This is a genomic window from Streptomyces sp. NPDC005648 (assembly GCF_040605395.1).
Taxonomy (GTDB): domain Bacteria; phylum Actinomycetota; class Actinomycetes; order Streptomycetales; family Streptomycetaceae; genus Streptomyces.
Map to the genome: position 1 here is coordinate 76,167 of NZ_JBEXCS010000031.1, position 14,679 is coordinate 90,845.

Consider the following 14,679-nt stretch of genomic DNA (forward strand, 5'->3'; position numbering starts at 1 on the left):
GAAGGCGGTGTCAGCCGGTCAGCGGTGCGACGGTCACCCGGTCGATGTCGGGCGCGTACGCGGAGGAGTTGCCGATGCTGACGGTGTTGGTGCCCGCGTCGAGGGTGACGGGGACCGGCAGGTCCCACCAGCTCGACCAGCTGTAGTTGTTGCGGAACATGACCGTCGTGGGGGTGCCGTCGACCGTGATGTCCGCGGCCCTGGAGACCACGTTGGTGTTGTAGTTCCCGGAGCCGGAGACCTGGTCGTTGGCGTAGCGCACGTTGAGCACATAGCGCCCGGCCGAGGCGGCGTTCACCTCGAAGGTGAGGGTGTTGCCGGCGCCGTTGCCGATGTAGCCGACGTAACTGCCGCCGGACGCCCAGGAGTTGCTCGACACGACGGCGGTCCCGGCGCGGGTCGCGTTCTCGGCCTCGTAGGCGGTGACGCCCGAGGTGTCGACGGTGCCGGTGACGCGCAGGTCGCGCAGGGTGAGGCGGCCGCTGGACGGTCCGGCCGCGGTGACGCGGTTGTTGCCCGCCGACAGGTACAGCCGCAGACCTCGGTCGGTGAGCCTGTCGCCCGTGCAGGCGAGGGTGGCCGCGGTGGCGCCGTCGAGAGCGAGGGTGCCGCGGCCGGTGGAGGCGTAGTCGGCGTGGACGGTGTAGTAGCCGTCGGCCGGGGCGTACACGTCGAAGGCGGCCTTGTCGCCGGAGCCCAGCACGAGGGCGCCCGCTCCGCTGATGCCGGAGGCGGAGTAGTCGTACGACGGCGACCCCGTGATGTCGGCGTAGGTCGCGGGGTACACCGGGTCCTGGCCCGGCGACGTGGTGAGGTCGATCTTGTCGAGGGTGACCTCGCCCGTGCCGCCCTTGGCCAGGGTCAGGGTGTGGGTGCCGGCCGTCAGGGAGACCGGCGTGCTCACCGTGGAGCGGTAGGTCCAGTTCAGGGTGGGCGGGTACGTCACGGTCGTGGCGCTGCCGCCGTCGACGGTGAGGTTCTGGGTGGCCGGCGTCGCGGTCTGGCTCGACTGGTTGCCGTAGAAGATGTTCAGGTCGTAGGTGCCCGTGGTCGGGACGCCGACGGTGAAGGCGACCTTGCTGGTCGGCTGGTTCAGGCTGCCGACGTCCTTGGTGCCGGAGGTGGCGTAGCCGTAGGGGTTGGAGACCGTGCCCTGGGTGTAGACGGTGCCGCCGGTGATCGTCGCGTTCTCGGCCTCGTACGACTGCTGCCAGGGCACGGTGGCCGCGGTGGGCGTGCCGCTGCCGGCGGGGTTGACGAGGATGCGGTAGGCGGCCATCGGGTCGAGGTCCGTCAGCGGAACGGTGATGCTGCCGTCGGCGGCGACAGTCACGGTGGTGCGGGACAGCACGGTCGGTGTCGCGCCCGCGCCCTCGTAGCCGCTCCAGGCAGTGCGCTCGACGGACACGTCGACCCTGCGGCCGAAGGAGGCCGGTATGTGCTGGACGACGGTGTCGACCGAGCCGGAGGTACCGCCGCCGAGCAGCACCTGCGCCTGCTTGCGGCCGGTGTCGAGGGACCCGATGCCCTGGAGTGTGTCGATGGTGTTGGCCTGCGGCGGGGTCACCTTGACGGTTTGACCGGTCAGGCCCGCGTACCAACGCAGGAGCCACCAGTCGCCGTTGGGGATGTTCGTCTGGCTGACGTTGCCGTCCAGGTTGCCGGCCATGTCCCAGTACGCCTGGTCGGCGTAGACCTTGTTCCGTTCGAACATGGACATCCACTGGATCATCTGGCCCGGGACGGACAGATCGCGGCGGTCGCCGTACTCGTCGATGTTGACCGGCCGCGCGCTGATGCCGGCGTTGGTCTCGAGGGTCCGGTAGGCGGCCAGGTTCGACTCGAAGTGGGAGAGCGAACCCGGGTCCAGCTCGTGCCAGGTGGTGATGTCCGGCAGTACGTTGTGGGCCTTGGCCCACGGGTAGAAGTCGCCCATCAGACGGGCGTCGTAGTGCGTCTCGTTGGGTCCGGCGATCCTGGCGTTCGGGATGATCGACCGGATCCTGTCGAAGACCGTGGTCCAGTCGCTCTCGAAGCTGCTGAGCGCGCTGTTGTACGTGGACGTGGTCGAACTGCCGAGGCCCGTGTACCAGTTGCCGTCCGGCTCGTTGAACGGCACCCATACGAACGAGTTCGCGTCGGAGCGGGCGGCCACCTTGCGGACCATCGTGTCGACCTTGGCCAGATAGTCGCTCAACCCGAGGTTCTCGTAAGGCCAGTTGGCGTAGATGTCCTGCATGTAGACGAGGTTGTCGCTGCCGCCGCCCCGGGCGAACTGGGGCTGGACGACCAGCGCGTCCCCGTTGGGGTGCTGGGCGCCGTCGGGTGCCTTCGTGGCGATGGACGTCATGTGCAGCGGGGTGGTGATGCTGTCGCCGGGAACGCCGTCGTCGCTCAGGCCGTACAGGGCGCCGTTGGCGCCGTGCATGACCGGGCCGGTGGTCCGGCCGAGGTCGACGGTCAGCCGGGGGTCGGCCGCGTGGGCGACCGGGCCGGTGAGGGCCGTGCCGACGAGGACCGCGGTGAAGGTCACCGCGCCCAGGAGACGCCGGACTTGTCCGGATCTGTGATCGGTTCGAGGCATGCGTGTCCTCCGCCTCCCGCGTCGCTGCGGGAGGATCGTGGGTGGAACCGGGGAGGGGGCCGGGACGCGCGGGGAGTCGCGCCCCGGAGATCGAGGGTGCGGCGCTACTTGACGGCCCCGCTGGTGATGCCGGCGACGACCCTTCGCTGGGCGACGACGAAGACCGCCACCATCGGCAGGCTCATCATCACGACGTAGGCGAAGATCAGGTGCCAGTTGTTGAGGTACAGCTGCGCGTTGGCGACCTGGTACAGATTGAGGGGGAGGGTGGCCTTGGCGCCGCCGCCCAGGACGAAGAACGCGTAGAAGACGTCGCTCCAGGCGAAGAGCATCACCATGATCGTCGCTGTGGCGATGACCGGTCGCACCAGGGGCAGGATCACCTGGAAGAAGACCCGGGCCGGGCCGGCGCCGTCCATGCGCGCGGCCTCCTCCAGCTCCTCGGGGAGGTTCCGGATGAAGCCGGTCATGAAGAAGACCGACGTCGACAGATACATCCCCGTGTAGACCGCGATCATGCCCAACCGGTTTCCCGCCAGGCCGAGTTGGCGCAGCTCCATGACGATGGTGATGACGGCGGGCGGGAGCAGCAGACCGCTGATGCTCAGCGCGTACAGCGTGCCGGCCAGACGTCCCGTGCGACGGGCGAAGACCCAGGCGGCACCCGCGCCCAGCAGCAGCACGAGGACCACCGAGGGGACCACGACCAGCAGGCTGTTGACGAAACCCTGGACGACCCTCCCCTCGTCGAAGCTCTGCCGGTAGTTCGCGGCGGCCTGGACGTGGTGCGGCAGCGAGAGGTTCGGCTTGATCGCCTCGGCCTGGGGCTTCACCGAGGTCACCGCGACGAGCCAGAGCGGGATGCCGATGGTGACGGCCGCGATGACCAGGACGGCCCCGGGCCGCACCCACCGCAGGGGGCTCCGGCGCACGGGAGCGAGGGCGGAAAGGGTGGTCACTGGTTGTTCTCCCTGCGGCGCAGCCCGACGATGACGGGCACGGCGAGGACGACGACGATGAGGAAGAGCACCAGGCTCATCGCCGACGCCTGGGCGTACAGGCCCTGGCCGAAGATCCGGAACATGTAGATGTTGAACACCTCGGTCTCGCTGCCGGGGCCGCCCGCCGTGGTGGCCTGGACGATGTCGAAGGTGTTCATGGAGCCGATCAGCGCGGTGGTGACGTTGAAGGTCACCGCGGGCGCCAGCAGCGGGAAGCGTATCGACCAGAAGGTGCGCCAGGACCCGGCCCCGTCGATCCGGGCGGCCTCCAGCACATCCCCCGGCATGCTCTTCAGACCGGCCAGATAGATGAGCATGGCCAGGCCCATCCACTTCCACCCGTGGATGAGGGTCACCACGACCAGGGTCCAGGTGGTCGACCCCAGCCACGGGGTGTCGATGTGGTGCCCGGCCAGCGAGGACAGCACGCTGTTGAGCGCCCCGTCCTGGGCGAGCAGCGCCCGGAAGATGTAGCCCACGGCCAGGGCGGAGATCAGCACCGGAAGGAAGAAGACCGCCCGGAAGAACCGGTTGAAGCGGCTGTCGCGTTCGAGAAGCAGGGCGAGACCGAGGCCGAAACCGTTCTGGAAGACGGCCACCAGGACCGCGTACTCCAGGGTGATACGGATGTCCCGGGCCATCGACCCGTCGTGCAGGATCGTCTCGAAGTTCGACAGACCCGCGAAGCCGATCTGCGGGTGGAACGCCGACCAGTCGGTGAACGGATAGACGAAGTTCAGCAGGTTCGGGAGCAGGAAGAACACCCCGAACACGGCGAGCGCCGGCAGCGCGAACCACCAGGGCTGGTCGGCCCTCCTGCGCGGGCGCTCGCGCCGGGCCGTGCCGTCCCGGTCCGTCGCACGGGTGACGTCGATGGCGTCCATGGTGGCGGTGTCCACCGCTTTCTCACCTCCGGATGGGGGCCCCGGGCGCGCCGCCGACGGGGCGGCCCGGGGGAGGGCTGGAGAAGGGGCGCCGGTCAGAAACCGGAGACGCCACGCGCCTTGAGAACCTGGGTGAACTGGTCCTCGGCGGCCTGTGCGACCTGCTTCGGGGTCTTCTTGCCGTAGATCATGTCGGCGAGGGCCAGATGCATGTCCGGGGCGGTCAGCGCCTTGACCTGGAAGACGCCGTCGGCCGTGGCGAGGGAGTCGGCCTGTGCGGTCGCGGTCTGCGGCAGGCCGTCGGGGTTGGGTACGGACGGCTCGACGGACACCAGCTTGTTGGCCTTGATGTAGGCCGGGTAGTCCTTGCCGAGCCAGAAGGACAGGAACTGCCGGGCGGCGTTCTGCCGCTTGGTGTCACCGGTGTTGAAGGCGACCACACCGTTGGTCTGGTCCGGCGAGTACAGCGCCTTGGCGGAGCTGTTGGAGACGGGGAACCAGCCCAGCTTCCGGTCCATCTCCGCCGTGCTGGAGGTCGCCTGGATCTCGGACTGCAGCGAGGTGACGTTGACGGCCATCGCGGCACTGCCGTCCATGATCGCCTTGCCCTGGTCCACGAACGTGGCGGTCTTGTAGTTCTTCTGGGCCAGCCCGCCGTCCAGGACCTTCGACTTGTACTTGGCGATCGCGTTCACGATCACCGGGTCGGTCCACTTGGCCTGGTTCTTGTTGAGCTTGTCCCAGAAGCTCTGCGGCAGATCGGTCATCTGCAGCTGGACCTGCCACTGCAGCGGCCACTTGTCCCCGCCCACCTCGAAGAAGGGCGCCACGCCCGTCTTCGACCTGATCGTGGCGGCGGTGGCGAGGAGTTCGTCGTAACTGGCGGGCATCCTGGTGATGCCGGCCTTCCTGAAGACGTCCTTGTTGTAGTAGACGCCCAGTGAGGCCGGGCTGGTGACGATGGCCGCGTAGCGGTGGCCGTCGACCTGGCCGAGACTCTGCTCCGTCTTGCCGAGCTTGGAGACCCAGTCCTCGTTGTCGAGCGGTATCAGGTTCCTGGCCGGCTGGACGAAGGGCAGGGTGCTGCCGGTGGGCTGCCAGAACATCAGGTCCGGCTTGTCGCCCGAGGCGAGCTTGGTGGGCACGTTCGACTCATAGGGGTCGGGGACGACCTGTGTGGTGATCCTGGCGCCGGTGGCCTTCTCGAACGCGTCGATCGCCTGCTTGGGCTCGGCGACGCTGTTCTGGGCGACCCACATGGTCAGGCTGACGCCCTTGAGGCTCGCCGTGGGGTCGACGGATCCGGAGGGGGCGGCGCCGGTCGTGCCGGCGGTGCTGTCGCTGCAGGCGGTGGCGGTGAGTCCGAGGACACAGGCGGTGGCGAGGACGGTGACGGCTCTTCTCATGGCGATCCTTGTTCCGGGGCGGGGCGGGGCGGGGCGGGGCGGGACGGATGCAGGGCAGAGCAGGGCAAAGCTGAGCGATACAGAGCGATACAGGGCAGAGCGGGGTGTTTCAGGGCAGGGCGGAGCTGTGCCGCGGAGATGGGTGAGGGCTGCGGCAAGGGCGGTGAGGGACGGGGGCGAGAGTCGCGGACGTCTGGTCGGGCTCAGGTCTCGCGCGGACCCGAGCTCTCGCGGAGGACGAGCGTCGGCTCGCCCGGTGCCGGCACGGGCTCCTGGTGTTCCGTGTCGAGTTGGTTGCGCAGCAGGCCGAACGCGGCGCGGCCCAGCGCGTGGAAGTCCATGCGGACGGTGGTGAGGGACGGTGTGACGAAACCGGAGTGCGGGGCGTCGTCGAAGCCGATGACGCTGACGTCCTCCGGGACCCGCCGGCCCGCGTGGTGCAGGGCCCGCAGGACACCCAGGGCCAGGTCGTCGTTGCCGCACAGGATCGCGGTGACGTCCGGGTCCCGGGCGAGCTTCTTCCCGGCCTCGTATCCGGCCTGGGCGTCCCAGCCCCTGCCGGACGGCGTCGGCGGGGTGACGCCGGCCGCTTCCAGAGCCTGCCGCCAGCCCTCGGCGCGGGGTCCCGCCGCGCGTCGGGTGCCGGTCGAGGCGGGGATCGCCACGTAGTGGACGGTCCGGTGCCCGAGCGCCAGCAGGTGCTCGGTGGCGGCACGGGCCGCCGCGCGGTCGTCGGCCCAGACCGCCGGCCGGCCGGGGGACCGGCCCGCGGCCGGCGCCTCCACCGCCGCCGCGCACGGCACATGGGCCGGTACACGATCCAGGGCGGCCGCACCCAGGCGGTCGAAGCCGATGACCACCAGTCCGCCGCCGGTGTCGGCGGCGGAGGCGATCGTACGGTCCAGGTCGTCCTCGGGAGTCACGACCCGGACGCCGAGTGTGTATCCCGCGGCGCGGGACGCCTCCTCCAGGCCCTGCAGGGTGGCCGCGTAGCCGTAGAGGACGGTGTTCGAGGTGAGGACCGTGACCGCTCGGGTGACACCGCTGGCCAGCGCGAACGCTGTGGCGTTGCGCCGGAAGCCCAGCGCCTCGATGGCCGACTCGACCCGCTTTCGCGTCTCGTCCTTCACGTTCGGGTGGCCGTTGATGACCCTCGAAACGGTCTGGTAGGAGACGCCCGCCGCCTGGGCGACATCGCGGATGCTGGCGGCCTTCTGCGGCCCCTGGGCCGGGGCGGTGGGGCTGCCGGAGCTTGTGTGACCGGTCACAGACATGCGAGGATTGTGAGCGGTCACAACGAGGGCGTCAAGACACCGCAACCGTGGCTTTACCTCCCCGACACAGCCGTCGGACCGCCGCACCGCACACCTTCCGAGCGTGAATCCCCAGCTGAGCCCAGTGACGACCGCGCACGGCCGAACCATCCTGGAAGGGGAAATCCCGTTGACGACTGCCGTAGTCGACAAGTCCCGTATCTGGTCGCACCCGGAACTCGGGCTGCACGCCGTCGTGGACGCCACCGGATCAGTGCGGCTCGGCAGGCCCGGCCAGGACTGGACCCGTCTGGTCCCCCTCGTCGAGGTGACCGCCACCGGACACGGGCGGTCGTGGTCGGGCGAGCGGTTCATCGAGACGGCCATCGGCGACCGCCTGGCCTACCGCGACCACGACACGGTCCAGCAGGGCGACCGGGAGCGTACGACGATCCGGCTCGCGGACCCGGTGACGGGGCTCGCGACCGAGGTCACGCTGGAGGTGGGCCGGGGTGTGGGCTCGGTCGGCGCCGGGTTCCTGCGGGCCCGGGTGCGTCTGGTGAACGAGGGCGGCACCCCCATCCGGCTGGAGAGCGTGACCACCCTGACCCTGGGCGGCATCACCGACTCCGACGGCTCCCTCGACGGCCTCACCCTGCACTGGGCGGACAACGACTGGCTCGCCGAATGCCGTTGGCGGCAGGCCGCCTTCCGCGACCAGGTCGTCCCGCTGAGCCGGTCCGCCCACGGGCATGAGGGCCGCGGCTGCTTCGAGCGGTACTCGCAGGGCAGTTGGTCCACCGGCCGCCACCTTCCCGTGGCCGCCCTCACCGACCGTGACGGCCGTACGTGGCTGTGGCAGATCGAGTCCAGCGCGGGCTGGCGCTTCGAGACCGGGGAACGCGAGGGCGCCGCCTACCTCGCGCTGTTCGGCCCCGACGACGCCCACCACCAGTGGCACCACATCCTCGCCCCCGGCCAGGAGTTCACCACCGTGCCGGCCGTACTCGTACGGACCGATGGCGGCGGCCTGGACACCGCCTTCGGAGTCCTCACCGACCACCGCCGGGGCATCCGGCGTGACCACCCCGACCACCACGCCCTTCCGGTGATCTACAACGACTACATGAACACCCTGATGGGGGACCCCACCACCGAGAAGCTGCTGCCCCTGGTCGAGTCCGCGGCCGCCGCCGGCGCCGAGGTCTTCGTCATCGACGCGGGCTGGTACGACGACGACGCCCAGGGCTGGTGGGACGCCGTCGGCGCGTGGGAAGCCGCGCCGAACCGCTTTCCGGGCGGTATCCACGAGGTCCTCGACGCCATCAGGGGCCATGGCATGACCCCCGGGCTCTGGCTCGAACCCGAAGTCGTCGGCGTCCGCAGCCCGTTGGCCCTCGCCCTACCCGACGAGGCCTTTTTCCGGCGTGGGGGTGTGCGTGTCACCGAACACGGGCGGCACCATCTGGACCTGCGTCATCCGGCCGCCCGGGCGCATCTCGACGAGGTCGTGGACCGGCTGGTCGGCGACTGGGGAGTCGGCTATCTGAAGCTCGACTACAACATCAACATCGGTCCCGGTACGGAGAACGGCCCCGAAAGCCCCGGCGCCGGTCTGCTCGGGCATCATCGCGCCCACCTCGACTGGATGGCCTCGCTGTTGGACCGGCATCCGCGTCTCGTCCTGGAGAACTGCGGATCCGGCGGCCTGCGCATGGACTACGCGCAGCTGGCGGTGGCCCAACTGCAGTCCACCAGCGACCAGCAGGACCCCCTGCGCTACCCGCCCATCGCCGCCGCTGCCGCCACCGCCGCGACCCCGGAGCAGGCCGCCGTATGGGCCTACCCGCAGCCCGGCCAGAGCCTCGACGAGATCGCCTTCACCCTCACCGGCGCGCTGCTCGGCCGCGTCCACCTCTCCGGTTTCCTCGACCGCATGAGCGACGAACAGTTCGACCTCGTCCGCTCGGCCATCGCCGTCTACCGGCGGATCCGCCCGGAGATCGGGAGCTCCCACCCCTTCTGGCCGCTCGGGCTGCCGAAGTGGGACGACTCCTGGATCACCCACGGACTGCGCGGCCCGGCCGGCACCCTGCTCACCGTATGGCGCAGGGCTTCGCACCCCGCCGAACCGCTCGCGCTCCGAAACGCGGGCGACGGACCGTCGTCCGACGCCGCCGTCCGCACCCTCACCCTCCCCCATCTGCGCGGCAGCCGCGTCGGCCCGGCCGTCCTCTATCCGACGGTGTCCGACGCCACCCTGGAATGGGACCCGGAGCACGGGCGCCTCACGGTCCGTCTCCCGCGTCCCGATACCGCCGTCCTCATTCGCTGGGACTCGGCGGTGGCGGAGTGACGGCCGCGCCGACGAGTCCGTGAAACTCCGGTCGGCTGCGCGCCGTTGGCCTCGCCCCATGTCTCTCAGCATTGATCAACTGGCCGGATACGTGGATCGTGAACCGGACGCCGATCTGGCGCGCCGGCTGCCCGACGAGCCGAGGGTCGGGGTCGCGGAGCCGATACGCCCGGTCGACCCCTTCCTCACGAAGCTCCCGCCCGACGCCGCGACGGCGCTGGCCGCCTTCGACCGCAAGGTCCGCTCGGAAACCATGCCGGATTTCCTGGACATCGAGGACTGGTCGTACCGCTTCGACTTCGAGGCCAACGGCTGCCGGATCCTGGACTCCGACTGCACGACCGAACTCTCCGGCGACGACGTGTGGTCCCTCGGGGCCGACGGCGGGGGCAACTACTACGTCGTCCTCACCAGCGGCCGGATCGCCGTGTGGTTCCACGAGGAGGAGGTCATAGAGGCCGACACCCGGTACGACAACCTCGACGTCTTCCTGTGGTCCGCCGTCCGCTACCGGGCCGTGCGCTCCGGCTCCCTCGAACTGGCGGCGGTGGAGCCCGCCTTCCGGGCGCTCGGCCGGCCCGGAGCGCTGGCACCGGAGATCGGCCCGCCGGCCCTGATGTCCTGAGGAACCGGCACGCCCCCGCCGCGTGACGGGACGCCCCGCCGAGCGGACGGCGTCAGCGGCTTCCTCGCGGTCGCCCAGCGTCAGCAGGGCCACCGCCCACAGGCGGTCGCGGTGACGCCGCTTCGCTGCGCGACTGGATCAGGATCGCCCTGGCCGTCTCCGTCGACCCCGAGGTGCTCGGCCGCTTCATCCAGGCCAGGCCCACCACCACGTGGCCGTGAAGTCCCGCGCGGCGCGCGACGCGGCGTGCCACCGGTGCCGGTGCCGGCGACCCGCCCCGGCCCACCCCTCGATCCGCCCTCGCGGCCATCCTCGAAGCCGTACTCCACGGGCCTCTCAACCGCTCGCCACCCTGCTCGATGCCGCCAGGCTTTCCGCGCGCTCTCGGGCGGCGCCTCCCGTGCTAGCGTTGAGCGTTTGCCGCTCGTGTCGGTGCCGGATTCCCGGGCCCGGCGGGTGGCCGCGTCCTCGCCGCGCCTTCCTCGGTTCGGTCCCTTCGGAGGAAGGCTCTCTGTGAGCGAATCAGCACGTGCCCATGCCCGCGCGCAGGCCGAGACGTCCGAGCCCCCGGCCGTGACCATGGCCGAACCGGCGGCCCCAACGACGGCTCAAGGAGCGGCCGCCCCCGCAGCTCAACCCACGGCTGCCTCGGTGGCTTCACCGGTGGCGGTCACCGTGGCTTCAGCGGCGGTCGTCGCTGAGGCTGCACCGTCGGTCGCCCGCGTGGCTTCACCGGCGGCTGGCACCGCGGTTCCACCGGCGGTCGACACCATGGCTCCGTCGGCGGCCCAAGCCATGGTGCAACCTGGGGCTACCACCACGGCTCCGTCGGCGGCCCAAGCCATGGTGCAACCTGGGGCTACCACCACGGCTCCGTCGGCCGCCCCCACCCTGGCGCAACCAGGGGCCGTCACCACGGCTCCGTCTGCCGCCCCCACCCCGCCTCCGCCGCCCCCGGTCACCTCCTTCGCGCAGCTGGGCCTGCCGCCCGAAGTTCTGCGGGTGCTCGGCGAGCGTGATGTGACGGTGCCCTTCCCCATCCAGGCGGCGGCGCTGCCCACCGCGCTCGCGGGGCGGGACGTCCTGGGCCGGGGACGTACCGGATCCGGCAAGACGCTCGCCTTCGGCCTGGGGATGCTGGCCCGGACGGCCGGCCGGCGCGCGCGGCCCAAGGAGCCGCTGGCGCTCGTCCTGGTGCCCACCAGGGAGCTGGCGCAGCAGGTGGGCGAGGCGCTCACCCCGTACGCCGAGGCGCTGCGACTGCGGCTCGCGACGGTGGTCGGTGGAGTGTCCGTGGGACGGCAGGCCGCCGCGCTCCGGGACGGTGCCGAGATCGTCGTCGCCACGCCGGGCCGGCTGCACGACCTCATCGAGCGCAAGGGGTGCCGCCTGGGGCAGGTGCGGATCACGGTCCTGGACGAGGCCGATCAGATGTGTGACATGGGATTCCTGCCGCAGGTCACCGGGATCCTGGACCAGGTGCGTCCCGACGGGCAGCGGATGTTGTTCTCCGCCACCCTCGACCGCGACGTCGACCAGCTGGTGCGGGACTATCTGCGTGACCCGGCCGTGCACTCCGTGGACCCTTCGTCCAGCGCGGTCTCCGTGATCGAGCACCACGTCTTCGTCGTGCACGGCCCGGACCGGTACGCGGTGGTCACGGAGATCGCCGCCCGGGACGGCCGCGCCCTGCTGTTCCTGGACACCAAGCACGGCGTCGACCAGCTCACCCGGCATCTGCGGTCCAGCGGCGTGGCCGCCGCCTCGCTGCACAGCGGGAAGTCCCAGCCGCAGCGCACCCGGACCCTGGCCCAGTTCAAGAACGGGCAGGTCACCGCGTTGGTGGCGACGAACGTCGCGGCACGCGGCCTGCACGTCGACGACCTCGACCTCGTGGTCAACGTCGACCCGCCCACGGACCCGAAGGACTATCTGCACCGCGCGGGCCGCACGGCCCGGGCCGGCCGTTCGGGCACCGTCGTGACGCTCGTCCTGTCGGCACAGCGCCGCGAGACGAGCGAGGTCATGGCGGACGCCGGAGTCGTCCCGAAGGTCAGCAAGGTGCGGTCCGGCGAGGCGGAGTTGAGCCGGATCACCGGAGCGAAGGCTCCCTCGGGAAAGCCGCTCGACGCGGGGGCGGCCGTATCGCGCCCCAAGAACCACAACGCACCGTTCGGTGGCCTGGGCAGCACCAAGGACCCGAAGGGCGGTTCCGGCGGCAGGCCGTCCCGCAAGGCCGACGAGGCCCGCAAGCTGGCGGAGGCCCGCCGGGCGGCCCGGGTCCGCCGAGGCGGCTGAGCCCGTCTCCGGCGGTCCGTCACCCGGTGGGAGCCCCTCGCCTCCGTTCTGAGGTCACGGCGCCCCGCAGTGTGCCGGTGCCCCGAAGTGTGCCGGTGCCCCGCAATGTGCCGGTGCGCCGGAACCGATAGGCCACGCCTATCCGGGGCATCGATTTTTGGTCGTGGACCCCCTGAACGACGGCCCGGTTCACTGTGGCCAAAGCGCGTGCCGAACGGGCTCGGTCTCGCGCGATCAGGGAGGCTGCAATGACGCATACCCCGGGCAACGAGCGAGCCGAGCAGGCCGCGCGCATCTCGGCGACGCCGTGGTACCGGCAGTTGTACGTCCAGGTGCTGGTGGCGATCGTGATCGGCATCGTGCTGGGCTGGCGGTGGCCCGATCTCGCCACCGACATGGAGCCGATCGGCACGACGTTCATCACCGCCATGAAGATGCTGATCGGGCCGATCGTCTTCCTGACGATCATCGGCGGCATCGCCGGCGTCGCGGACCTGAAGAAGGTCGGCCGCACCGGCGTCAAGGCGCTCACCTACTTCCAGGCCGGCACCGTCGTCGCCCTGCTGACCGGACTGGTCGCCATCAACGTCTTCCGCCTCGGGGACGGCGTGCACGCCGATCCCGCCTCGCTGAAGACCTCGGGCGACGCGAGCCAGTACGTCTCCCAGGGCGAGCACCAGCACTGGTGGGAGTTCCTCACGGGCATCGTGCCGAACAGCTTCTTCGGCCCGTTCGTGGAGGGCGACATCCTCCAGGTCATCTTCCTGGCCGTGGTCTTCGGCATCGCGGTGAAGCTCGTGGGCGCGGCGGGCGAGCCGATCATCGCGAGCGTCGGACGGCTGACCCAGGTCGTCTTCAAGGTCCTGTCCTTCGTCATGAAGGCGGCGCCGCTCGGCGCCTTCGGCGCGATGTCGTACGCCATCGGGAAGTTCGGCCTCTCCACGCTGACCAGCCTCGGCTCGCTGATCCTCCTCTTCTACGTCACCTCGGCCCTGTTCGTCGTGCTCGTCCTCGGCGGGGTGCTCGCGGCGTACGTGAGGCTGAACATCTTCCAGCTCTTCCGCTACTTCAAGGAGGAGTTCTGGCTGATCCTCGGCACCTCGACCGCCGAGCCGGCGCTGCCGGGGCTGATGCGCAAACTGCACTTCATGGGCGCGGAGCGCTCCACCGTGGGCCTGGTCGTGCCGACCGGCTACAGCTTCAACCTCGACGGCGCGGCGATCTACCTCTCGCTGGCCACCCTCTACATCGCCCAGGCCACCGACACCTCGCTCTCCCTCGGGCAGCAACTCGGGCTGCTGGCCGTCATGCTGCTGACGTCGAAGGGCGCGGCGGGCGTCGCCGGCGGCGGTTTCATCGCCCTCACCGCGACCCTGTCGACGGTCGGCTCCGTCCCGGCCGCGGGCATCATGCTCATCTTCGGCATCGACAAGTTCATGTCGGAGTGCCGGGCGCTGGTGAACTTCTTCGGCAACGCCGTGGCCACGCTGGTGGTCGCGAAGTGGGAGAACGGCCTGGACCTGGAGCGGGCCCGCGCGGTACTCGCCGGGAAGGCGGGTGAGGCGCCGCTGACCGTGGAGGACAAGGCCGTCGAGGACGGCGCGGGCGGGGAACACGGGCCGGACACCGACCAGGCACAGCAGCCGCCGGCCGTACGGACCCCCGCCGGCCGGCCCGCCGAGGTCACACCCTGATGCCCACCACCACGTCCACGACGACATCCACCGCGACACCCGCCACCGCGACGCCCTCCGTCCTGATCGCCCCGGACAAGTTCAAGGGCTCCCTCACCGCGGACGCCGTGGCGCGGGCCGTGGCGGAGGGGGTGCTGGAGGCCGCCCCGTACGCCCGGGTGACCCGGCTCGCCCTGGCGGACGGGGGAGAGGGCAGCGTGGAGGCCGCCTGCGCGGGCCGCTTCCACGCCGAGACGGTCACGGTGACCGGGCCGACCGGGCGGCCCCGTACCGCTTCCGTCGCGGTCGACGGCCGTACCGTCCTCGTCGAGGCAGCGGCCGTGTGCGGTCTCGGTGTCCTGCCCGAGGGCCGCACGGCACCGCTGACGGCCACCAGCCGCGGCATCGGCCAGGCGATCCGGCACGCCCTGGCGGGCGGCGTCGACACGATCGTCCTCGCCCTGGGCGGAGTCGCCACCACCGACGGCGGCGCGGGCCTGCTGCAGTCCCTCGGCGCCGTACTGGCTGATGAGGACGGCGCTCCCATCGGCCCCGGCGGGCGCGGTCTGGCCGATCTGCGCACGGCCGACCTCGCGTCG

10 protein-coding genes and 1 pseudogene are annotated in these 14,679 nt (G+C 70.9%); 5 read left to right on the top strand and 6 right to left on the bottom strand.

The features are described 5' to 3' along the window. Window positions 1–10: 10 nt before the first annotated feature. The 5 genes from ABZT17_RS19780 to ABZT17_RS19800 all read right to left on the bottom strand — a co-directional run bounded on the left by ABZT17_RS19780 (window position 11) and on the right by ABZT17_RS19800 (window position 7,149). Complete coding sequence (locus ABZT17_RS19780; protein WP_356350593.1) at window positions 11–2,584, bottom strand: CBM35 domain-containing protein; 2,574 nt, start codon at window positions 2,582–2,584, stop codon at window positions 11–13. A gap of 104 nt (window positions 2,585–2,688) precedes the next feature. Next, complete coding sequence (locus ABZT17_RS19785; RefSeq protein WP_356350594.1) at window positions 2,689–3,543, bottom strand: carbohydrate ABC transporter permease; 855 nt, start codon at window positions 3,541–3,543, stop codon at window positions 2,689–2,691. Further along, window positions 3,540–4,469 (bottom strand): sugar ABC transporter permease, encoded by a 930-nt coding sequence (locus tag ABZT17_RS19790; protein ID WP_356350606.1) that lies wholly within the window; start codon window positions 4,467–4,469, stop codon window positions 3,540–3,542. Before ABZT17_RS19790 ends, ABZT17_RS19785 begins: the two co-directional genes overlap by 4 nt. A gap of 95 nt (window positions 4,470–4,564) precedes the next feature. After that, on the bottom strand, window positions 4,565–5,875 hold the full coding sequence (locus tag ABZT17_RS19795) for a carbohydrate ABC transporter substrate-binding protein (RefSeq protein ID WP_356350595.1): 1,311 nt from the start codon (window positions 5,873–5,875) through the stop codon (window positions 4,565–4,567). 203 nt (window positions 5,876–6,078) lie between these two features. After that, window positions 6,079–7,149 (bottom strand): LacI family DNA-binding transcriptional regulator, encoded by a 1,071-nt coding sequence (locus ABZT17_RS19800; RefSeq protein ID WP_356350596.1) that lies wholly within the window; start codon window positions 7,147–7,149, stop codon window positions 6,079–6,081. Window positions 7,150–7,384: 235 nt separating this feature from the next. On the opposite strand from ABZT17_RS19800, the gene ABZT17_RS19805 reads away from it, so the two are divergent. Continuing rightward, window positions 7,385–9,484: a glycoside hydrolase family 36 protein gene (locus tag ABZT17_RS19805; RefSeq protein ID WP_356350608.1), complete on the top strand. Its 2,100-nt coding sequence runs from the start codon at window positions 7,385–7,387 to the stop codon at window positions 9,482–9,484. Window positions 9,485–9,542: 58 nt separating this feature from the next. Then, a complete protein-coding gene (locus tag ABZT17_RS19810; protein ID WP_356350597.1) occupies window positions 9,543–10,109 on the top strand; it encodes a hypothetical protein in 567 nt (188 codons plus the stop codon). Between the two features lie 42 nt (window positions 10,110–10,151). On the opposite strand, the pseudogene ABZT17_RS19815 reads toward ABZT17_RS19810, so the two are convergent. Further along, a pseudogene (locus tag ABZT17_RS19815) lies at window positions 10,152–10,303 on the bottom strand (RNA polymerase sigma factor SigM); the annotation flags it as partial. A 649-nt stretch (window positions 10,304–10,952) separates the two neighbouring features. Here ABZT17_RS19815 and ABZT17_RS19820 point away from each other — a divergent pair. The 3 genes from ABZT17_RS19820 to ABZT17_RS19830 all read left to right on the top strand — a co-directional run. Next, complete coding sequence (locus tag ABZT17_RS19820) at window positions 10,953–12,407, top strand: DEAD/DEAH box helicase (RefSeq protein WP_356350598.1); 1,455 nt, start codon at window positions 10,953–10,955, stop codon at window positions 12,405–12,407. Window positions 12,408–12,655: 248 nt separating this feature from the next. After that, window positions 12,656–14,101 carry a C4-dicarboxylate transporter DctA gene (dctA, locus tag ABZT17_RS19825; protein ID WP_356350599.1) on the top strand — a complete coding sequence of 482 codons (1,446 nt, stop codon included), beginning with the start codon at window positions 12,656–12,658 and terminating at the stop codon, window positions 14,099–14,101. Then, window positions 14,101–14,679: glycerate kinase (locus tag ABZT17_RS19830; protein ID WP_356350600.1), on the top strand; the 579-nt coding region annotated here is incomplete at its 3' end. The genes dctA and ABZT17_RS19830, both read left to right, overlap by 1 nt.

What these genes read in the sequence shown, in the direction of transcription:
- ABZT17_RS19780 (WP_356350593.1), bottom strand. Translation starts at nt 2,584, where the DNA reads ATGCCTCGAACCGATCACAGATCCGGACAAGTCCGGCGTCTCCTGGGC.
- ABZT17_RS19810 (WP_356350597.1), top strand. Translation starts at nt 9,543, where the DNA reads ATGTCTCTCAGCATTGATCAACTGGCCGGATACGTGGATCGTGAACCG.
- ABZT17_RS19820 (WP_356350598.1), top strand. Translation starts at nt 10,953, where the DNA reads ATGGTGCAACCTGGGGCTACCACCACGGCTCCGTCGGCCGCCCCCACC.
- ABZT17_RS19795 (WP_356350595.1), bottom strand. Translation starts at nt 5,875, where the DNA reads ATGAGAAGAGCCGTCACCGTCCTCGCCACCGCCTGTGTCCTCGGACTC.
- ABZT17_RS19790 (WP_356350606.1), bottom strand. Translation starts at nt 4,469, where the DNA reads ATGGACGCCATCGACGTCACCCGTGCGACGGACCGGGACGGCACGGCC.
- dctA (WP_356350599.1), top strand. Translation starts at nt 12,656, where the DNA reads ATGACGCATACCCCGGGCAACGAGCGAGCCGAGCAGGCCGCGCGCATC.
- ABZT17_RS19800 (WP_356350596.1), bottom strand. Translation starts at nt 7,149, where the DNA reads ATGTCTGTGACCGGTCACACAAGCTCCGGCAGCCCCACCGCCCCGGCC.